Here is an 18,411-nt window from a genome sequence, read left to right on the forward strand (position 1 = left end):
GGAGTTGGCAACACTATACTGGTTTAAATTGAATTCACTATAATTCGTATACAGTTGTTTTGTGTTAAATTTGTTTCAATCCAAATAGGTTTGGCAAAAGTTTCTATCTGCAAAACTAACACCGCTACGCTACATTAGCCCTTAGTATGTAGCGTTTAGTTAAACTGTGCCAATAAACTTTGTGCAAATGCAGTAAATTGTCGATATTTTTCAGATTTACTGATGCTTTCTCCACTTAAACTGATTTCAAGTAAAGTTCCTGTTTTATTCCCATATATTACCGTATTTTCTATTTGATACAATGTTTTACCATCTTTTTTAAATGGCGTGATAAATGCTTGCATCATTTCTCCTGATGGTAAATTTTGCAAAATAATGTTTTTTTTCGCGGTATAGGGGAGGGCGCTACTGACATAGTGGAACGGATTGGTAGAAACATCTACGATGCCGCAATAGCTGTAAATAAATACTTGGTGTTCCAGCTTGGGATTATTTTTGAGATACAGTTGCAATAATTAAGCTACGTAAATCAGCCAAAGGGGTAGTGGGCATAATTTTTTCCTTACAATGTTTTAAATCCAATAGGTTTTTTCAGGCTGCCTGAATCGGAATAATCTTATTAGTGGCACGTTTTTTGCCACCTTCGCCATAGTTTGTTTCAACGTATTCTTGCACAATCGTCAAAAATTCCTGTGCCATATTGTCGCCTTTAAGTGTAACTTTGCGTTCGCCGTCCACATACACGGGGGCGACTGGCGTTTCGCCTGTACCTGGTAAAGAAATGCCAATATCCGCCAATTTGCTTTCGCCTGGTCCATTCACGACACAGCCCATTACTGCCACATTCAGACTTTCCACCCCTGGATATTGCCAACGCCACACCGACATTTGTTCGCGCAAATATTGCTGAATATCACGCGCCAATTCTTGAAAAACCGTACTCGTGGTGCGCCCACAACCTGGGCAAGCCGTAACCATAGGCGTGAACGAGCGCAAACCCATTGTTTGCAAAATCTCTTGTGCGACAATCACTTCTTGTGTGCGTGATGAATTGGGTTCGGGTGTCAAAGAAATGCGAATCGTGTCGCCAATGCCTTCTTGCAACAAAACCGACAAGGCTGCGGTTGATGCGACAATGCCCTTGCTGCCCATGCCCGCCTCGGTCAAACCCAAATGCAATGGATATTCACAACGCGAACCCAAATCGCGGTAAACCTGAATCAAATCCTGCACATTGGAAACCTTGCACGACAAAATAATCTTGTTTTCAGGCAGCCCCAAATCCACCGCCTTTTGCGCCGATTCCAAAGCCGACACAATCAAGGCTTCTTTCATCACTTCATCGGGCGATTTGGGGTTGGCGGACGCCAAATTTGCGTCCATCATTTTTTTAGCAAGGCTTTGGTCTAAACTGCCCCAGTTTACGCCAATGCGGACGGCTTTGTCGTGTTCGGCGGCGGTGCGTATCATGTAGGCAAATTTCTCATCGCCTTTCGCGCCTTTGCCCACATTACCGGGGTTAATGCGGTATTTGGACAAGGCTTTGGCGCAATCAGGAAACTCCGCCAACAAGCGTTCGCCATTGAAATGGAAATCGCCCACCAATGGCGTACTGCAACCCATGTCGTCCAAACGGCTGCGGATTTCCGCCACTTTGGACGCGGCTTCGGGTGAATTAACGGTAATGCGTACCAACTCCGAGCCAGCGTCTGATAATTCTTTTACTTGTTGGGCGGTGGCAATCGCATCAGCTGTGTCGGTATTGGTCATGGATTGCACGACAACGGGTGCTTGTGAACCAACGGTAATATGGTCAATGTGAACTTGGTGGGTTTGACGACGAATAATGTTTGGCATAATGATTGAAATATATGAAATATAGTTTTTCAGGCTGCCTATTCATAATGCAGCCTGAAAATATGAAATTCTATAATAAATTTCGTTTGATAGGGCAGCCTGAAAAATAAATAGGCAAATATATTTTCAGGCTGCCTTAATGTGATTATTGAGTTGTGGTACCACCTGCGGTAAATACGGCTGTTTTGCCACCTTTGCGTGCAGCTTGTACATCAATTTCCTCACCACTAAAAGTTGCAGTTGAGCCACTTGCGTAACCCAAGCGAACTTCAAATGGCGCACCATCTTTAAAGCGGTGTTCACTGCGTGCTGGCACAATTTGATTGATTAAAATCTCACCATTTGCGTTGGTAACAGTCAGCATAGTGCGATAGCGTGTATTGATGACTAATTCGCCTGCTACACCCGTTTGTAACAATGGATTGCCCGATGTTGGTGGTGCAGATGCTGTTTCGGTTTGCGTATCGCTAGCTGTCATCGGTTTCACAATGACATTGCTATTGTTAAGTGCTGATGCAGCAGGATTGCTGGCGATAACATTAGTCAGAATGCTGTTGTTGGCTTCCTGTTCAGCATTGTCTTTATTGGATTTGTTTTGCCAAGCGTACACACCATAACCAATAGCACCGATTGCCAATAAACCTAAAATCCATGTTGGGAATGGTTTTTTACGTTTAGTATTACTGAAATTTAAATCAGTATGATGACCTAAATGTGTATGTTTTGTGCCCGCAGCAGGTGGATTAATATGTTCTAATGCTCTATCCAAAACATTTTCGTCTAAATCCAAAAAGCGACCATAGCTACGCAAGAAACCGCGTACAAAAACAGGTTCGGGCAAGTTTTCATATTGACCGCTTTCCAAAGCTTCAATCTGACGTGCGGGCAATTTTAGACGTTCTGATACTTCGCCAATGGATAAATTTTTCTTTTCACGTTGGAGGCGCAATTCGTTACCCAATTCAGCAGCAGAATGGATAATAGTTGGGGTTTGCTCTGTCGGTTTCATTATTCGGCATTTCCTGTGCTAAGCAATTTTAGTTCATCGGAGTATGGGAAATTGGTTTTTAGTTGCAATTCATATTCATATGCAGCATGCGTTTCCCCATTGGCATTGGCAATTTTCCAGCCAAGCAATAAATCATCTGGATTGAGTGCATTCACTCTACTTTGATACTGACGGAATTGTTGGTCAGCTTCAATGTTTTTACCTGCGCCCAAAAAGGCACGCGCACGTTCCTTATAAACAGGTATGAAATCGGGGTTATTTTGCAAGGCACGCTCAAAATAAGCGTCTGCCATATTATTTTGTCCCGATTTGGCAGTACAAATACCTTTATTTAAATAACTAATTTCAGGTGTTGGGTAGGTTGGGTCTGCTAATGCTTTATCAAAATAAGCAATACCTGCTGTTGGTTTATTCATCACACCACACAGAAACCAACCATAATTGTTGTTGATTTCTGCATTATTAGGACTCAATGCCAAAGCTTTTTTGAAACTTTCTTCAGCTTTATCAAATGTTTTCAAATGTTGATAGATTTGAGCGCGAATCAACCAAGCCATCTCATAAGAAGGGTTTTGTTGGATAACAGATTCAATTGTGCGCGTTGCTGCACGGTAATCGCGTGCATTCATATATTCTACCGCTAATTGTGTTTTAATGCGCATAGATTCTTGTTCAATTTCACTACGGCTGCGGTCTTTAAATCGAGTAATGTTTCTACCGCTGTTATCTACCGTAACGCAGCCTGAAAGCCATGCGCCCACACAGCAAGCAATCATCCATTTTGTTAATAAACGTTTGTTTATCATTATTTTGTCTCCAAATAAATTTGCTGCCATTTGGCTTGGCGTTTAGTTTTATCTTGTACCTGTCCTGCCAGCTGACCGCAGGCTGCGTCAATGTCATCGCCGCGTGTTTTGCGCACAGTCGTGATGATGTCGGCTTCCATTAAAATCTCTTTGAAAATATTGATGTTTTTATTGGTGGAACGCTCGTACCCCGAATTTGGGAATGGGTTAAATGGAATCAAATTGAATTTGCACGGCGTGTCTTTGACCAACTCAATCAATTCACGCGCGTGTTCGGGTTTATCATTTACGCCGTCCAGCATCACATATTCAAACGTAACAAAATCGCGTGGTGCTTTCTCTAAATAACGGTTGCAGGCTGCCATCAATTCTTTGAGTGGGTATTTTTTGTTTAATGGAATGATTTCATCGCGCACTTTATCATTGCTCGCGTGCAAAGACACGGCAAGCGCAACAGGCATGTCTTCTTTCAATCTGTCCATTTGCGGCACCATGCCCGATGTGGATACGGTAACACGGCGGCGCGATAAACCATAACCATGGTCGTCCAGCATAATAGATAAGGCGGTAACCACATTATCATAATTGGCAAGCGGTTCGCCCATGCCCATCATCACGACATTGGAAATCACACGTTCATTTTTTGGGGTAACCCCCAACGCTTTGTTTGCCCACCACAATTGTCCGATGATTTCGGCAGCGGACAAATTGCGGTTAAACCCTTGTCGTCCCGTACTACAAAAGGTGCATTCTAAAGCGCAACCAACTTGTGATGAAATACACAAAGTACCGCGTTCCGCTTCGGGGATAAATACGGTTTCCACTCCATTGCCTGTGCCTACGTCCAACAGCCATTTGCGTGTACCGTCTTTGGATTCTTGTGCTGCCATCAAATCGGGAATGCCGACAACAGCTTGCTGCTCCAATTTGGCGCGTAAACTTTTCGCCAAATCGGTCATTTGTTCAAAATTTTCTGCTCTGCCTTGGTGTATCCAGCGCATGACTTGTTTGGCGCGAAAAGGCTTTTCGCCCATTTGTGCGAAATGGTCGGTTAATTGTGCAAGGTTGTAATTGAGCAGATTGGTTTTCATGTGTTTGTGTTTCTTTAAATCATTTTGGGATAAATTAAGTTTTCAGGCTGCCTGAAATAATTAATATTTATTTTTCAGGCTGCCTGAAAAAATGTTTACCAATATTTTTTATATAATTGGTCATAAGTGCCATTGGCTTTCACTTTTGCCAAACCATCGTTTAATTTTTGTGCCAATTCTGCATTGCCTTTGCGGACGGCAAATACATAATTTTGCGCTGGTAAACTGGTATCTTGAATTAATTTTACTTCATCTTTGGCATATTGTTTGGCGTAATAACTCAATGGTGCGCTACTGCCGATTGCGGCATCAGCTTCGCCAGATAAAACGGCTTTTGTGGCTAACCAAATAGTATCGGTGCGTTGAATATTGCTTTCATCGGGTAAGGCAAACATCGGTGCTAAACTTTCCGATACAGAGCCCTTTTGTAAGGCAACTTTCATGCCGCGAAATGCAGCAAAGTTGGTTTGATTATCCAAATCTTTCCGTACCAACATGGTGTAGCGATATTCAAAATGTGGATTGGAAAAATCCATTATTTTGGCGCGTTCATCGGTATAAGTTACTGCGCCAGCCAAAATATCAGCTTTACCTGTATCTAGGTTTTGAAACAAACCTTGCCATGGATGGACATCAAAGCGCAATTTAAAACCTTGTTGTTCCGCAATGGCGGTTAGTAAGTCATATTCAAAACCTGTCAAGCCACTTTTTTCATGACTATCACGAATAATGAATGGAATGGTGTTTAATTCTGTCATTACAACATAAGTAGGGCGATTATCGTCCACTTCTTTTGTTGTAGATTCGGCTGTATTTGTAGTTGTTTCTGATTTACAAGCTGCTAATGCTAAAACACTAATAGCTAAAAAAACATATTGTTGTTTCATGATTTATCTCCTCATCAATAAATTATTGAAACTTTAATGTGAAATCTTAAAGTTGGATTTCTTTAAAGTATGAGCTAATAGCGTAGCGGCGTTAGGCACAATATTAGTTTTGCAGATAATACGCTCAATATCTAAAGGTAAGCATCAAAAATACGATGAGTACAGCTAAAATGTAAGCCAATGCTTTATTCATTGACAAGTATTTTCAACGCAGAATTGGATGATTTTAGTGCAAAATCCAATTGTACCTAACATCGTTTTGCTGTGATTATCTCTAGCGTGGTGGCTAGATTTTGGGTCGGTTTATTTCATAGAAAGTCTATTATATTTATTTTAAGGCAATTGATATGGTACATTAGGCCAATATTTTTTGTACAAACGTTCGTAAGTACCATCTTGTTTTGCTTGTTCTAAGCCAGCATTTAATTTATTTAATAATATAGTGTCTCCTTTTTTCACAGCCCAGCCATAATAGGATTTAGGTGCATTATTTTCATATACAATATGGAAGTTATGGTCTGTATATTGATTCTGATAATACTCAAGTGTGACGCTTGCACCTACCATTGCATCAGATTGTTTGGATATTAAACTGCGAACTTGTTCCCAAACGGTTTCTGGGTAAACGATATTCTCTCCCTCACCTACGCTGAAAATAGGTACCATTTTTTCGTATACAGTATTTTTGCGTAAATTCACTTTTTGACCACGTAATTCATTGAATGATTTTACTTTAGATAATTCAGGCTGCACCATAATACCTGTTTGATATGCCAAGACAGGTTGAGTAAAATCCATCCGTTCTCTTCGTTCATCTGTAATTGTTATCGAACCAACAAGGATATTGGTATTGTCTGAATCTAAATTTTTAAATAAACCTTCCCAAGAATCAATATTATATTTCACAGTAAAGCCTTGGCTATCAGCAATACTTTGCAATAATTCAGCTTCAAAGCCAGATGCCATACCGCTCCCATCGTGCATAACCATAGGAACTTTTGACATTTCGCTACTGACATAATATACCGTTTTGTTTGTATTGGTATCATTGTTAGTAGCAGTAGATTGGGTAGTAGTATTGGTTTCACTCTGTTGGCAAGCGCTCAAAACGCAAGCTAATACAGATAAACTGATTATTTTATAAATCATAATTATTTCTCCGTATAAAATATTCAATCATTATTTTTATTATCAACAAACTGCTTGGGTATCAAAAAATATGATGTTTATACCATTCAGGCAGCCTGAAATGTTGAGAACCATGTATTCATGGATTTTAGTAGTTTGTTTCCATTGTTACTTCATGCATCTACTGCGCTGATTTTTAAGCCAATAGTTCTGATATTGGCTTGAAAATCAGCCTTGTGTTTGCATACAGGTTTTGAAATTAACGTGTACGAGGACAAATTTCGGTTGCCGCAAAGAAATACGCAATTTCAATCGCAGCATTTTCCAAGCTATCCGAGCCATGAACAGCATTTTCTCCCATGCTGGCAGCAAAATCTTTGCGGATAGTGCCTTCATCGGCATTGGCAGGATTGGTTGCACCCATGATTTCACGGTTTTTGGCAACGGCATTTTCGCCCTCCAACACTTGAATCATCACAGGACCGCTGGTCATAAACTCAACCAATTCGCCGAAGAAAGGACGTTCTTTATGAACAGCATAGAAACCTTCCGCTTCGCTACGGCTCAAATGCTTCATTTTGGCGGCAACAATTTTTAAACCCTTGCTTTCAAAACGGTCGTAGATTTTGCCAATCACGTTTTTACCAACAGCATCGGGTTTAATGATAGAAATAGTGCGTTCAATAGCCATGATATTTATCTCCATTGTTAATAGATACTACGGTTGAAATGATAAGATACTACGGGTTAAAACTTGCGCATTTTATCAAGATTTCTCTAATTTATATAGCCTTGTTTTCAGGCTGCCTATATTGTTTGTAAACATAAAATGTTTTCAAAACTATAACAGGCAGCCTGAAAAACAAATCATTTGGTCTATATCAATAAAAAACGTTACAATCTTGTCAATAAAAATGATTTGAATGCAACCATGAAACCGATAGATTATTGCCGTGAAAAAGCCCAAGCCAGCGGTTCTAGTTTTCTTGCTGGCTTTAAATTTTTGTCTGCAAAACAACAAGATGCCATGTTGGTTTTGTATGCCTATTGTCGTGAATTGGACGATGTGGTGGACGAATGCAGCGATGTCAATGTAGCACGACAAACGCTGATTTGGTGGCGCAGCGATTTGGAAAAGGTTTTTCAGGCTGCCTCTGTACCAGAACACCCTGTCAATCAGGCATTGCAAAATGTTGTAGCGGATTTTGCTTTGCCGCAAGATGAGTTGGTGGAATTGATTAACGGCATGGAAATGGATTTGCATCATGTACGATATCAAACATTTGAAGATTTGCAATATTATTGCTATCGCGTGGCAGGCGTAGTTGGGCGGTTGATTGCGCGTATTTTGGGTTTTCAATACAAGCAAACACTTGAATATGCAGAAAAATTAGGCTTGGCATTGCAATTAACCAATATTATCCGCGATGTGGGCGAAGATGCGCGAATGGGGCGAATTTATTTGCCGATGGACGAATTACAGCAATTTAATGTGCCAGCCAATACCATTTTATCCTACACAACTACGCCTGAATTTGCAGCGTTGATGCGTTTTCAATTTGAACGCGCACAGCAAATTTATCGTGAAGCGGTGGCATTGCTGCCCGATGCGGACAAAAAATCGCAAAAAGCAGGTTTGGTCATGGGCAGTATTTACCATGCTTTATTGCTGGAAATTGAGTGTGATGGTCTGCAAAATGTGTTGAAATATAAAATTAAAATTCCCAGTCCACGCAAAATGCGTATTGCTTTGTGGACTTGGTTATTTGGTTTTAAGCCATAATTAACCGTGAAATAATTTTCAGGCTGCCTTTTTGGGATAAACAAACAAAAAGGCAGCCTGAAAACACATCAACAGAAAGTTACCATGAAAAAAATAGCCATTATTGGAGCTGGGTGGGCAGGACTGGCAGCCGCAGTAGAACTTGCGCCACATGCCGATGTTACTTTATTTGAAGCCAGTCGCGTGGCAGGTGGACGTGCGCGTGGCGTGGCGGTTGCGCCATTTTCGTTTGCGGACAATGGGCAGCATCTATTGATTGGCGCCTATCGGGCGATTTTTGCGCTATTGGATAAAGTGGGCGTGGACATGGATACCGCGTTTGTACGCCAACCTTTGCAATGGTATTTGCATGATGGCGTGCGTTTTCAGGCTGCATCTGGTTTGCCTGCACCATTGAATTTATTGTGGGCAATTTTGACGGCACAAAATGCAACATGGGCAGACAAGTTTTCATTGTTGAAGCAAATGCAGGTATTGCAAACGCATCATAAAAAAAATCTGCCCGACCAATCGGTGCAATCGTGGTTAGATGCGCAGCGTGTCAGCCAAAAATGGCGCGATGAATTTTGGTTACCGATGGTATGGGGCGCGTTGAATACGCCTTTGGAACGCGCCAGTTTGCAGCGTTTGTGTCATGTGCTGGCAGATGGTGTGTGGGCGAGTCGTGCGGCGAGCGATTATTTGATTCCGCGCAAGGATTTAGGGTGCGTATTTGCTGAACCTGTATTGCATTATGCGTGCCAGCAGGGCGTAAAATGGCAGCCTGAAACACGGGTGCGTGAATTGGGTTTATCGGCGCAAGGTGTGCAAATTAATGGACAGGATTTTGATGCGGCGATTGTGGCGACTGCGCCGTATCATGCGGCACAATTGTTGCCCAAAACATTAGGGCAATCGGTGCGTGCGGCGATTGATGCACTGAAATATCATGCGATTACAACGGTTTATTTGCAATACGCACAATCTTTCAGGCTGCCTGCTTTGATGACGGGTTTGGCACAAGGTACGGCGCAATGGTTGATTGACCGTTCGCGTTTGAATGGGGCAAATGAAATTGCGGCGGTGATTAGTATGTCGGACGATGTTTCAGGCAGCCTGAAAACCGATTGGGCGGCGCGTGTACAGGCTGATGTGTTGCGTGTGTGTCCCGATATTGGCGAGCCAATCGCACAACAAGTGATTACCGAAAAACGCGCGACCATTGCCAGTACGGTGCATCGTGTCGCGCCTGATATGGCGGATTTGAATGCGCGTGGTATTTGGTTGGCAGGCGATTGGTTACACAGTCGTTATCCTGCGACATTGGAAGCGGCGGTGTTGAGTGGACAGGAAGTGGCACGGCAGATTTTGCGTTGTTAAATATCAGGCAGCCTGAAAAATAATGGATAAGCTGTAAAATTCTGTAAAGAAATACATTGCCCGATTGGGCGCATTCGTTTAAGATGTTAAATCTGAAAATTTGGTTTTCAGGCTGCCTATTTCATTTCATGATAAGGCAGCCTGAAAAAATATATCACGCAAGAAAAGGTATCGCCATGAGTCAACAAGTGTTAGAAAACAAAACGATTTTGGTAACAGGCGCATCGCAGGGTTTGGGCGAGGAAGTCGCCAAAGCCTGTGCCAAAGCAGGTGCAACGGTGATTTTGATGGCGCGTAGTCAGAAAAAATTAGAAAAAGTATATGACGAAATCGTGCGTTCAGGCTGCCCCGAACCGTTTGCGATTTGTTTTGATATGATTTCTGCCGAAGAAAAAGAATTTGAGCAATTGGCGCAAACTATCGCCGAAGCCACAGGTGGCAAATTGGACGGCATTATTCATTCAGCAAGTTATTTTTATGCTTTGTCGCCATTGGATTTTCAAACGGTGGGCGAATGGGTCAATCAATATCGCATCAACACGGTTGCGCCGATGGCTTTAACACGCGCTACTTTGCCGATGTTGAAAGCATCGCCCGATGCTTCGGTGATTTTTGTGGGCGAAACGCATGGCGAAAGACCGCAAGCCTATTGGGGTGGATTTGGCGCATCTAAAGCGGCGTTGAATTATTTGTGTAAAGTGGCGGCAGATGAATGGGAACGCTTTGAACATTTGCGTGCAAATGTGTTGGTTCCGGGGAGCATCAATTCTCCGCAGCGGATTAAATCGCACCCTGGTGAAGCAGCGGAAGAGCGCAAAAACGTAGCAGAAGTTGCACCACAATTTGTGTGGTGGATGAGCGAGCAGAGTCGCGGTCGCAGTGGTGAGATTGTTTATTTGTAAGCTAAAATAATTTTCAGGCTGCCTTTATTGGATGAAAGGCAGCCTGAAACCTTTGCAAAATCCCCATCTTTGGCACATTTCTGCGCGATGCGTTTCTTAAACGCTTGCCTATCTATATGATATGTCTGCGCATTTTGCGATACTATCGCTTTGAACTGTGCTCAAATCTGGGGTTTTGCAAAGGTTCCAGCCTGAAAACATTTTTAATTTTATCAATTAAACATTTTCAGGCTGCCTCAATATCAATATTCTGAAATATCTATTTCAATTTCATCATTTTCATTTTTTGCATTATCCATATTATCCAATAACACCGCACCAGCCGATGCGCCAATCCGTGTTGCACCAGCAGCGACCATATCCGCCATATCTTGCGCAGTACGAATGCCACCTGATGCTTTCACACCTAACTTATCACCCACACACTCGCGCATCAATTTCACTGCTTCCACCGTTGCGCCACTGGTAGAAAAACCTGTGGATGTTTTCACAAAATCCACTTTTGCTGCAATAGCACAAGCACAGGCTTGACGGATTTCATCATCGGTCAGCAAGCAAGTTTCCAAAATCACTTTCACGATTGTATCTTTGCCTGCCGCCTGAACGACACCAATCATATCTTGTTGGACTTTGTCCCATTCGCCATTCTTCGCCCAGCCAATGTTTAACACCATGTCTACTTCATGCGCACCATTGCGAACTGCATCTGCTGTTTCCAAGGCTTTCATGGTTGGCGTATTCGCACCCAAAGGAAAGCCGATTACGGTACATACTTTTACGCCAGAATCAGCCAATCGTTGCGCGGCAAATTCCACCCAAGTTGGATTCACGCATATTGAATAAAAATCGTGTTCAACCGCTTCACGGCATAATTGTTCAATTTGTGGTTGTGTTGCTTTGGCAGCTAATAAAGTGTGGTCAATTAATTTACTGTCGTTCATCAAGATTCTCCTTATAGATAAATAAATCAGCTATAATTTTGCCACAAGATAAGGCAGCCTGAAAACTTAAAATCTATGAAACTAGACATCATTATCCCTTGTTACAACACTACCACTACATTACGCCGTGCTGTAGAAAGCAGCCTGAAACAACCCGAACTGAATACATTGTGGCTGATTGACGACGCATCAACAGATGATACGTGGCAGTTAATTCAATCACTTGTCAAACAATATCCCAATAAAATTCAAGCACAAAGGCTGCCTGAAAATGGTGGCGTAGCACGCGCACGAAACTGGGGTGCATTGCAAAGTCAAGCCGATTTACTCGCATTTTTGGATGCAGACGATGCCTATCAAGATAACGCACTTTCCGCCGCTTATTTCTCGTTTCAACATTTTGCTTATCTCGGTTTGATACGTTTACGTTTGCAGCCCGTTGGTTTGCCCGAAAAATATGCCACACATCCCAAATTGGCGCGTGGCTGGCGCGTATTGGAAATGACTGTTGGCGGCAATACCGTGTTTCGCCGCAACTTTTTGCTTGCTTGTGGCGGTTTTCCACAAGATGCGCTGTTTCGCACATTTGGTGGCGAAGATGGCGCATTAGGCATCGCTACCGTGCATAACAGCGTGGTCGGAACTTTATTTGATGCGAACGAACCTGCTGTGTTGCATTATTGCCGCGAAGGCATGCATGCTGAACGTTTATTGGATGCGGAATTATTTGGTATCCACGACAGCAATGTGCAGCCTGAAAATATGCGCGAAGCCCAAGCCGTAACCGAGCGCATCGGACAACAGTTAGGCAGCCTGAAAACCATTTTGAATATGCCTGAACATGGCACCATGCCGCTGATTGTCAGCCGAAGTGAGGCGTGATGTATTGGCTTATTGCATTGTTATTGTTGATTTTTTTCTTATTGCTATTGCCTTGTATCATTTTAAAACGCAAAGAAAAAAATCCGTTTAAAGACAAAAAACGTGTCTTGCCATATTTTCGTCGCCCATTGATGACACCGACTGAATTAGACGTGTACGCCATCTTATTGGAAGCCTTGCCCAAGTATATGATATTCAGCCAAGTGCAAGCCTCACGCGTATTGGATGTACCCGTCAATAAAGAAACCTATTATTGGTTCAATTTCGTCAGCCGATTGAGTTACGATTTCGTGATTTGCCGCACCGACAGCACACCGATTGCTGCGATTGAAATTGACGACAGCAGCCATGATTTGCCTGAACGTCAAGAAGTTGATTTTCGCAAGGATAAGGCGACTTTAACCGCTGGTGTCGCCATGATACGTTGGAAAGTTGGTGAAACACCCGATGTGAAAGAAATTGCTGAATTAATTGAAAAAATAGATAAAAAGGCAGCCTGAAACTTTGGCAAAACCTCTTCAGGCTGCCTGAAGAGTTGTAGGTCGGATACTTATACCTGATAGTTTTGAAATCAAAGCAAAAAGTTGTTAAATATAAAAAATGTTGGATTCAAGAATATGACCTACTATTTTAGATTTTTGTACCAAAGTTCACAAATAAATCATTATTTTCCAAATTGCTGTATTAGCCACGCCAAAGCTTGTTTGGCGCAATCTTGTTCAGCAACGCGGCGACTATTTCCAGTTGCATAAAAAACTTGTCCCAATTCGCCCAAATCACAGGATACATCGAATCGTGCTTCATTGCCCTCGCCTGTTTGTTTTTCAATGCGATATTTAGGTAAAGCAAATTTACGCGCTTGCAAAAACTCTTGTAACTGCGTTTTGCTATCTTTGATTTGCGTATCCAGATTTAACCGTCTGATACGTTCGGCAAATAATCGATAAATGACTTGTTCGGCAGCCTGAAAATTGGCATCTAAACTAACTGCAGCGAATAACGCTTCTAGTGCATCAGCCAAAATAGAGGCGCGGTCGCTACCACCGCTTTTAAGTTCACCAACACCTAATAATAAAGCGTGCCCTAATCCTAATTCACGGGCAATTTCTGCCAATGTTGCTTCTTTAACTAATTGCGCACGTAGGGGCGATAAACGTCCCTCTGGCAATTGTTTGAATGCATCAAACAGCATTTTGGCAATGACATAATCTAAAATACTGTCGCCAATGAATTCAAAACGTTCATTGTTTTGTGAGCCATAACTACGATGTGTTAGCGCTTGATTGAGATAGGTAATTTGTTTGAAAGTATAACCAATTTTCTGCTGAATACGGTCAAGATGTTGCTTGCGAGGTGTGGATTTCATGATTAATCTATCGGAAAAAATATGAATGATACAGAAATGTTTCTGTATAGTCGTTTAAAATAAAATAAGACACGGTGGTCACAATCACCTTGTCTTATTTTATAGTGGATTCAATTTAAATCAGGAGAAAGCGACAGCGACCGCCATGTACACATAGTACATAAGGGAGCTGGTAACGATGTACTGGTTTAAATTGAATTCACCATATTTTAAACGACTATATTTAGATTGTGAATGTGGACTTTTACACCACACCATATTTTGTGCGATACGATTTCATTGGTTCAACAAATTGCGCCAATTCTGGACTGTCATTTTGTTCCAATAGTTTGAATAAATCCAATAAATTGGCAATCGCTACTACTGGTAAACCGTATTGTTGTTGCACTTCTTGCACGGCAGAAAGTTCGCCTGTCCCTTTTTCCATACGGTCAAGTGCAATTGCAACGCCAGCCGCTTGTGCGCCTGCGTTTTCAATAAATGTCAAACTTTCGCGTACCGAAGTACCAGCCGAAATCACGTCATCAATAATCAGCACTCGACCTTTGAGTGGTGCGCCGACTAAAACGCCACCTTCGCCATGGTCTTTGGCTTCTTTGCGGTTGTAGGCAAAAGGCACGTTTACGCCGTGTTCTGCCAACATCATGGCGGTGGCGGCGGCTAAAATAATGCCTTTGTACGCAGGTCCAAACAGCATATCAAATTGCACGTTGCTTTCCAAAATCGCTTGGGCATAGAAACGTGCTAGTTGCAGTGTGGATGCACCATCGTTAAACAAGCCTGCATTAAAAAAATAAGGAGATTGGCGACCTGCTTTGGTAGTGAATTTACCAAATTTTAGGACGTTTTGTTGCAGGGCAAAGTTAAGAAAATCTTGATGGAAGTTAGACATTTTGGGTTCCTTGTTTTGAGATTTTTGCGTAAGGTTTTCAGGCTGCCTACACATTATTTTCGCAATAATGTGATGATTTCTTCTTTGGCAGCAAGTTCGCGGTCTTTTTGGGCAAGCAGTTCGTTTTTGTGTTGGATAATCAGTTGGAGTTTTTCAATTTCAGAAATCAAATCAGATGATGATGTCCCATAGAATGAAGTTTGATGATTATTATCGCCACCTAATTGGATAACCAATCCAGCGTCATTTTTTAATAATTCAGAAACATTGATATTCAATATTTGGGCAATTTGTTGCAATCTGTTTAAATTGATTGCACTTTCCCCTCGCTCAATTTTTGCATAACCACCAGCCGTAATGTTCAATTTTTCTGCCATTTCTTCTTGTGTGAGTTGATTGAGTTCGCGCATGGTGCGGATTTTTTCGTGGGTTTCCATGATTTTGTCCTTACAGTTCAAAAACTGCCTTTTTAGTAGCTGGTTTAAATGGTTAATTTCAGTAAAATTATTTTACCGAAACGCTATTTTAAGCGAAGTAAGTGAAAAATTCTATGTCTTTTGAAATAACTGATGATGAGGTAATGACATGTCTCTTATGGATAAGATTATTAGCGGTTTGGATACCACTATTAAAGTTGGGATTAAATATGGTGTTCCAGCAGTTAAAAAAACCATTAGTGCAGTTGAAACTGCTGGTTATCACGCAGCCAAGCATAATTTAGAAAATAATCCAAATTATAGAACAGGCGAACAACGAGAAAAAGCAGAGCGTGTAATTGCTCGTTATGAAGCAAAACAGAACAATAAGGAGGATTAAGAAACAAAGTTAAATACAAAAAAATCCCATTTTTAATTTTCTTTTTTATTTTTAAGGAATGAATAATGAAACGTTACGAAGTAAAATACCAACATAATGGTAGTTCTGGAACTACTTCAACTATTGTAACTGCCAGCAGTGCCGCACAAGCAAAAGAGCAAATTAAAGCTCGTTACAATGGGAAAATTAAGATTATTTCATGTGTTGAGAAATAATGAATAGGCAGCCTGAAAGGGATTTCAGGCTGCCTGAATTTCACTTACTTCTGATGCGATTTCTTACTAGAAACTTGCCGTTTCTTCGTTTTGCCACCGCTATTACGCGCTTTTTCATCTTTGCGCCCTTCGCGTTTGGCAATGCGATTACTCAAACTCACACGTCTCAACGGCTTGTTTTTCACTTCTTTTGCCGTTTCTTCATACGGATTTTCGCTCACATTACACTGAATCCGCAACGGCGTTCCCTGTAAATTGAACGCCTTACGGAACGTTTGCGTGAGATAGCGCGTGTAGCTGTCGCCAATCGCGTGCAGCGAATTGCCGTGAATCACAATCACAGGCGGATTGCTGCCGCCTTGGTGCGCGTAACGCATTTTCGGGCGCACCAAACCTGCGCGTGGTGGCTGTTGGCGTTCCACAGCCGTTTGCAAAACGCGCGTGATTTTCGGGGTCGGCATTTTGATAAACGCCGCATCGTAGGCAGCCTGAATGCTGTCAAACAGCCCGTCAATGCCCTTTTCTTTCAGCGCGGAAATATAGTGAAATTTCGCAAAATCAAGGAAATACAGTTTACGCGCAATATCGCGCTTGATGTCGTTGCGGCGTTCTTCGGAAATGCCGTCCCACTTGTTCACGGCAACCACCAACGCGCGCCCCGCTTCCAGCGCAAAACCTGCAATGGTCGCGTCTTGGTCGGCGATGTCCTGCTGCGCGTCCAACACCAAAACCGCCACATTTGCCGCTTCAATCGCTTGCATGGCTTTGATGACGGAGAATTTTTCCACAGCCTCGTCCACCTTGCCGCGTCTGCGCACACCAGCCGTGTCAATAATCGTGAACGGCTTGTTTTCGCGTTCAAAATCAATGTGAATGCTGTCGCGCGTTGTGCCAGCCATGTCAAACGCAATCACGCGCTCTTCGCCCAAAATCGCGTTGACCAGCGTGGATTTGCCCACATTCGGACGACCGATAATGGCAAAAGTCGGATGTTTGTTTTCGTTAACTTCTTCTTCGGCATCGGGAAAATGTTCCAACACATCTTCAATCAAATGGTAAACGCCATCGCCGTGTGCACCCGAAATCACGCGCGGTTCGCCCAAAGCCAATTCGTAAAACTCGGCAGACAACACGGCACGGTTACCGCCTTCGCCCTTATTTACAGCCAAAAACACGGGGCGCGGACTTTGGCGCAAACGGTCGGCGATGATTTTGTCTTGTGGCGTTAAACCTGTACGCGCGTCCACTAAAAAAATCACGGCATCGGCTTCATCGACTGCCTGTAAGGTTTGTTTTGCCATTTCGTGCAAAATGCCGCTATCCACCACAGGTTCAAAACCGCCTGTATCCACAACGAGATAGGGTTTGGTGCCGACACGTCCGTGTCCATAATGGCGGTCGCGTGTCAAACCCGGTAAATCGTGGACAAGCGCGTCTTTGGTGCGCGTTAAACGGTTGAATAAGGTGGATTTGCCGACATTTGGGCGACCCACCAATGCGATTGTTGGTTTCATGTTTCTTGCTTTCTCTGTTTCAGGCTGTCTGAAAATGCTGCGCGTGCAGCGAAAAAGGTTTTTCAGGCAACAAGCAGGTGTATTATTGAAAATACACAGGGTTAATCAAAATATTTCAGGCAGCCTGAAAAAATAAGCTGCCTGAAAATCAAGTTTTATTTCATCATTTTAGCATGGATTTGGCTTTCAGGCAGCCTGAAAAATCACATGCCGTACCACACAGCCGTTCTGGCGTTTTCTTCGCCCTGTTTGGCGGAACGTCTCATGTACTCGCTTGCTTTTTGTTCATCTTTTGGGACGATTGTGCCTTGTGAATAGGCGATTGCCATATTGGTTAAGGCAATGGGATTGTCTTTTTCTATTGCTTTTTCAAACCAATACAGGGCTTTCTTGTTGCTTTTCTCAACCAAATTGCCATTTGCGTACATCAAGCCTAAATTGCCTTGTGCCGCAGAAATACCTGATTTGGCGTGTCGGGTTATAATATCAACTAATTCCTTTTTCTTTTCAATTGGTTGTGAACGTATATATTGCTCAATCACGCCACGATATAAATAAGATGCCAAAATTTCGGCTTTGGGAAAATAACGATGACGCGATAAATCATAAGCCATTGCCAATTCACACGATTGGCGATTGTTCACAGGGCAAGATTGCAATATTTTTTGCAACCGTTTGCTGGTTTCACGCATTTTGTTGGCATCATTTTTGTGATTTGCCCTGACATTTTGAACATCATCCATTAAAGTATGCCAACCTTCTGGCAAATGTTGGCGTTCATCATGGTTTTGCCATGCGACCAAGCCAAACCACAATGTCATAGTTATCAGTACCATGCCCAGTAATAGAGCAATTATGGCGATTTTTTTACTGATGATATTCATTGTAAATGCCTTTCTGTGCGCTGCTATTTCAGGCTAAAACGTTTTCAGGCTGCCTGTTATGAATAGGCAGCCTGAAAAC

Annotated in this window: 21 protein-coding genes; 7 read left to right on the forward strand and 14 right to left on the reverse strand. The window is 42.5% G+C overall.

Features of this window, described 5'->3' with window-relative positions:
• Positions 1 to 155: 155 nt before the first annotated feature.
• The 8 genes from MIS45_RS05240 to ndk all read right to left on the reverse strand — a co-directional run bounded on the left by MIS45_RS05240 (position 156) and on the right by ndk (position 7,469).
• Positions 156 to 512 carry a hypothetical protein gene (locus tag MIS45_RS05240; protein ID WP_249449498.1) on the reverse strand — a complete coding sequence of 119 codons (357 nt, stop codon included), beginning with the start codon at positions 510 to 512 and terminating at the stop codon, positions 156 to 158.
• A 79-nt stretch (positions 513 to 591) separates the two neighbouring features.
• The gene (gene ispG / locus MIS45_RS05245) at positions 592 to 1,857 is read right to left on the reverse strand and encodes a flavodoxin-dependent (E)-4-hydroxy-3-methylbut-2-enyl-diphosphate synthase (protein WP_249449499.1); all 1,266 of its coding nucleotides are present in this window, start codon (positions 1,855 to 1,857) and stop codon (positions 592 to 594) included.
• A 145-nt stretch (positions 1,858 to 2,002) separates the two neighbouring features.
• The gene (locus MIS45_RS05250; RefSeq protein ID WP_249451258.1) at positions 2,003 to 2,866 is read right to left on the reverse strand and encodes a helix-turn-helix domain-containing protein; all 864 of its coding nucleotides are present in this window, start codon (positions 2,864 to 2,866) and stop codon (positions 2,003 to 2,005) included.
• The gene (pilW, locus tag MIS45_RS05255; protein WP_430472098.1) at positions 2,866 to 3,675 is read right to left on the reverse strand and encodes a type IV pilus biogenesis/stability protein PilW; all 810 of its coding nucleotides are present in this window, start codon (positions 3,673 to 3,675) and stop codon (positions 2,866 to 2,868) included. Before pilW ends, MIS45_RS05250 begins: the two co-directional genes overlap by 1 nt.
• Complete coding sequence (gene rlmN / locus MIS45_RS05260) at positions 3,672 to 4,763, reverse strand: dual-specificity RNA methyltransferase RlmN (RefSeq protein ID WP_249451259.1); 1,092 nt, start codon at positions 4,761 to 4,763, stop codon at positions 3,672 to 3,674. The genes pilW and rlmN overlap by 4 nt, the downstream gene beginning before the upstream one ends.
• Positions 4,764 to 4,858: 95 nt before the next feature.
• The gene (locus MIS45_RS05265) at positions 4,859 to 5,650 is read right to left on the reverse strand and encodes a transporter substrate-binding domain-containing protein (RefSeq protein WP_249451260.1); all 792 of its coding nucleotides are present in this window, start codon (positions 5,648 to 5,650) and stop codon (positions 4,859 to 4,861) included.
• 333 nt (positions 5,651 to 5,983) lie between these two features.
• Entirely contained in the window at positions 5,984 to 6,799 is an 816-nt protein-coding gene (locus MIS45_RS05270) for an ABC transporter substrate-binding protein (protein WP_249451261.1), read from the reverse strand.
• Between the two features lie 238 nt (positions 6,800 to 7,037).
• Positions 7,038 to 7,469: a nucleoside-diphosphate kinase gene (ndk, locus tag MIS45_RS05275; RefSeq protein WP_249444980.1), complete on the reverse strand. Its 432-nt coding sequence runs from the start codon at positions 7,467 to 7,469 to the stop codon at positions 7,038 to 7,040.
• Between the two features lie 240 nt (positions 7,470 to 7,709).
• Between ndk and hpnD the strand changes: the two genes are divergently transcribed.
• The 3 genes from hpnD (at position 7,710) to MIS45_RS05290 (ending at position 10,822) form a co-directional block, all read left to right on the forward strand.
• On the forward strand, positions 7,710 to 8,561 hold the full coding sequence (gene hpnD / locus MIS45_RS05280; RefSeq protein WP_249451262.1) for a presqualene diphosphate synthase HpnD: 852 nt from the start codon (positions 7,710 to 7,712) through the stop codon (positions 8,559 to 8,561).
• Between the two features lie 84 nt (positions 8,562 to 8,645).
• On the forward strand, positions 8,646 to 9,920 hold the full coding sequence (gene hpnE, locus MIS45_RS05285) for a hydroxysqualene dehydroxylase HpnE (protein ID WP_249451263.1): 1,275 nt from the start codon (positions 8,646 to 8,648) through the stop codon (positions 9,918 to 9,920).
• A 176-nt stretch (positions 9,921 to 10,096) separates the two neighbouring features.
• Entirely contained in the window at positions 10,097 to 10,822 is a 726-nt protein-coding gene (locus MIS45_RS05290) for an SDR family oxidoreductase (protein WP_249451264.1), read from the forward strand.
• A 242-nt stretch (positions 10,823 to 11,064) separates the two neighbouring features.
• Here the strand turns inward: MIS45_RS05290 and deoC are convergent, their stop codons facing one another.
• Complete coding sequence (gene deoC / locus MIS45_RS05295) at positions 11,065 to 11,763, reverse strand: deoxyribose-phosphate aldolase (RefSeq protein WP_249451265.1); 699 nt, start codon at positions 11,761 to 11,763, stop codon at positions 11,065 to 11,067.
• Between the two features lie 75 nt (positions 11,764 to 11,838).
• Here deoC and MIS45_RS05300 point away from each other — a divergent pair, with 75 nt between their 5' ends.
• Both MIS45_RS05300 and MIS45_RS05305 read left to right on the forward strand, forming a co-directional pair.
• Positions 11,839 to 12,645 (forward strand): glycosyltransferase family 2 protein, encoded by an 807-nt coding sequence (locus MIS45_RS05300; protein WP_249451266.1) that lies wholly within the window; start codon positions 11,839 to 11,841, stop codon positions 12,643 to 12,645.
• Positions 12,645 to 13,145 carry a DUF2726 domain-containing protein gene (locus MIS45_RS05305; protein WP_249451267.1) on the forward strand — a complete coding sequence of 167 codons (501 nt, stop codon included), beginning with the start codon at positions 12,645 to 12,647 and terminating at the stop codon, positions 13,143 to 13,145. The genes MIS45_RS05300 and MIS45_RS05305 overlap by 1 nt, the downstream gene beginning before the upstream one ends.
• A gap of 164 nt (positions 13,146 to 13,309) precedes the next feature.
• Here the strand turns inward: MIS45_RS05305 and rnc are convergent, their stop codons facing one another.
• The 3 genes from rnc to MIS45_RS05320 all read right to left on the reverse strand — a co-directional run bounded on the left by rnc (position 13,310) and on the right by MIS45_RS05320 (position 15,340).
• Complete coding sequence (rnc, locus tag MIS45_RS05310) at positions 13,310 to 14,011, reverse strand: ribonuclease III (RefSeq protein WP_249449508.1); 702 nt, start codon at positions 14,009 to 14,011, stop codon at positions 13,310 to 13,312.
• 244 nt (positions 14,012 to 14,255) lie between these two features.
• Complete coding sequence (gene pyrE, locus MIS45_RS05315) at positions 14,256 to 14,903, reverse strand: orotate phosphoribosyltransferase (protein WP_249451268.1); 648 nt, start codon at positions 14,901 to 14,903, stop codon at positions 14,256 to 14,258.
• A 53-nt stretch (positions 14,904 to 14,956) separates the two neighbouring features.
• The gene (locus MIS45_RS05320; RefSeq protein ID WP_249451269.1) at positions 14,957 to 15,340 is read right to left on the reverse strand and encodes a helix-turn-helix domain-containing protein; all 384 of its coding nucleotides are present in this window, start codon (positions 15,338 to 15,340) and stop codon (positions 14,957 to 14,959) included.
• Between the two features lie 148 nt (positions 15,341 to 15,488).
• Between MIS45_RS05320 and MIS45_RS05325 the strand changes: the two genes are divergently transcribed.
• Both MIS45_RS05325 and MIS45_RS05330 read left to right on the forward strand, forming a co-directional pair.
• On the forward strand, positions 15,489 to 15,719 hold the full coding sequence (locus MIS45_RS05325) for a hypothetical protein (protein WP_249444990.1): 231 nt from the start codon (positions 15,489 to 15,491) through the stop codon (positions 15,717 to 15,719).
• A 65-nt stretch (positions 15,720 to 15,784) separates the two neighbouring features.
• A complete protein-coding gene (locus MIS45_RS05330) occupies positions 15,785 to 15,934 on the forward strand; it encodes a hypothetical protein (protein ID WP_249446420.1) in 150 nt (49 codons plus the stop codon).
• A gap of 44 nt (positions 15,935 to 15,978) precedes the next feature.
• On the opposite strand, the gene der is transcribed toward MIS45_RS05330, so the two are convergent.
• Positions 15,979 to 17,448, reverse strand: coding sequence for a ribosome biogenesis GTPase Der (gene der, locus MIS45_RS05335; RefSeq protein WP_249451270.1), 1,470 nt, complete (start codon positions 17,446 to 17,448; stop codon positions 15,979 to 15,981).
• A gap of 203 nt (positions 17,449 to 17,651) precedes the next feature.
• On the reverse strand, positions 17,652 to 18,332 hold the full coding sequence (locus MIS45_RS05340; RefSeq protein ID WP_249451271.1) for a tetratricopeptide repeat protein: 681 nt from the start codon (positions 18,330 to 18,332) through the stop codon (positions 17,652 to 17,654).
• Between the last annotated feature and the right edge of the window lie 79 nt (positions 18,333 to 18,411).

Source organism: Wielerella bovis, from assembly GCF_022354465.1.
In the GTDB taxonomy this organism is placed as follows: Bacteria; Pseudomonadota; Gammaproteobacteria; order Burkholderiales; family Neisseriaceae; genus Wielerella; species Wielerella bovis.

Bases quoted from the DNA above. Each gene is read 5' to 3' on its own strand.
- ispG (WP_249449499.1), bottom strand. From the start codon at position 1,857: ATGCCAAACATTATTCGTCGTCAAACCCACCAAGTTCACATTGACCAT.
- MIS45_RS05250 (WP_249451258.1), bottom strand. From the start codon at position 2,866: ATGAAACCGACAGAGCAAACCCCAACTATTATCCATTCTGCTGCTGAA.
- rlmN (WP_249451259.1), bottom strand. From the start codon at position 4,763: ATGAAAACCAATCTGCTCAATTACAACCTTGCACAATTAACCGACCAT.
- MIS45_RS05265 (WP_249451260.1), bottom strand. From the start codon at position 5,650: ATGAAACAACAATATGTTTTTTTAGCTATTAGTGTTTTAGCATTAGCA.
- MIS45_RS05270 (WP_249451261.1), bottom strand. From the start codon at position 6,799: ATGATTTATAAAATAATCAGTTTATCTGTATTAGCTTGCGTTTTGAGC.
- ndk (WP_249444980.1), bottom strand. From the start codon at position 7,469: ATGGCTATTGAACGCACTATTTCTATCATTAAACCCGATGCTGTTGGT.
- hpnD (WP_249451262.1), top strand. From the start codon at position 7,710: ATGAAACCGATAGATTATTGCCGTGAAAAAGCCCAAGCCAGCGGTTCT.
- hpnE (WP_249451263.1), top strand. From the start codon at position 8,646: ATGAAAAAAATAGCCATTATTGGAGCTGGGTGGGCAGGACTGGCAGCC.
- MIS45_RS05290 (WP_249451264.1), top strand. From the start codon at position 10,097: ATGAGTCAACAAGTGTTAGAAAACAAAACGATTTTGGTAACAGGCGCA.
- deoC (WP_249451265.1), bottom strand. From the start codon at position 11,763: ATGAACGACAGTAAATTAATTGACCACACTTTATTAGCTGCCAAAGCA.
- MIS45_RS05300 (WP_249451266.1), top strand. From the start codon at position 11,839: ATGAAACTAGACATCATTATCCCTTGTTACAACACTACCACTACATTA.
- MIS45_RS05305 (WP_249451267.1), top strand. From the start codon at position 12,645: ATGTATTGGCTTATTGCATTGTTATTGTTGATTTTTTTCTTATTGCTA.
- rnc (WP_249449508.1), bottom strand. From the start codon at position 14,011: ATGAAATCCACACCTCGCAAGCAACATCTTGACCGTATTCAGCAGAAA.
- pyrE (WP_249451268.1), bottom strand. From the start codon at position 14,903: ATGTCTAACTTCCATCAAGATTTTCTTAACTTTGCCCTGCAACAAAAC.
- MIS45_RS05320 (WP_249451269.1), bottom strand. From the start codon at position 15,340: ATGGAAACCCACGAAAAAATCCGCACCATGCGCGAACTCAATCAACTC.
- MIS45_RS05325 (WP_249444990.1), top strand. From the start codon at position 15,489: ATGTCTCTTATGGATAAGATTATTAGCGGTTTGGATACCACTATTAAA.
- MIS45_RS05330 (WP_249446420.1), top strand. From the start codon at position 15,785: ATGAAACGTTACGAAGTAAAATACCAACATAATGGTAGTTCTGGAACT.
- der (WP_249451270.1), bottom strand. From the start codon at position 17,448: ATGAAACCAACAATCGCATTGGTGGGTCGCCCAAATGTCGGCAAATCC.
- MIS45_RS05340 (WP_249451271.1), bottom strand. From the start codon at position 18,332: ATGAATATCATCAGTAAAAAAATCGCCATAATTGCTCTATTACTGGGC.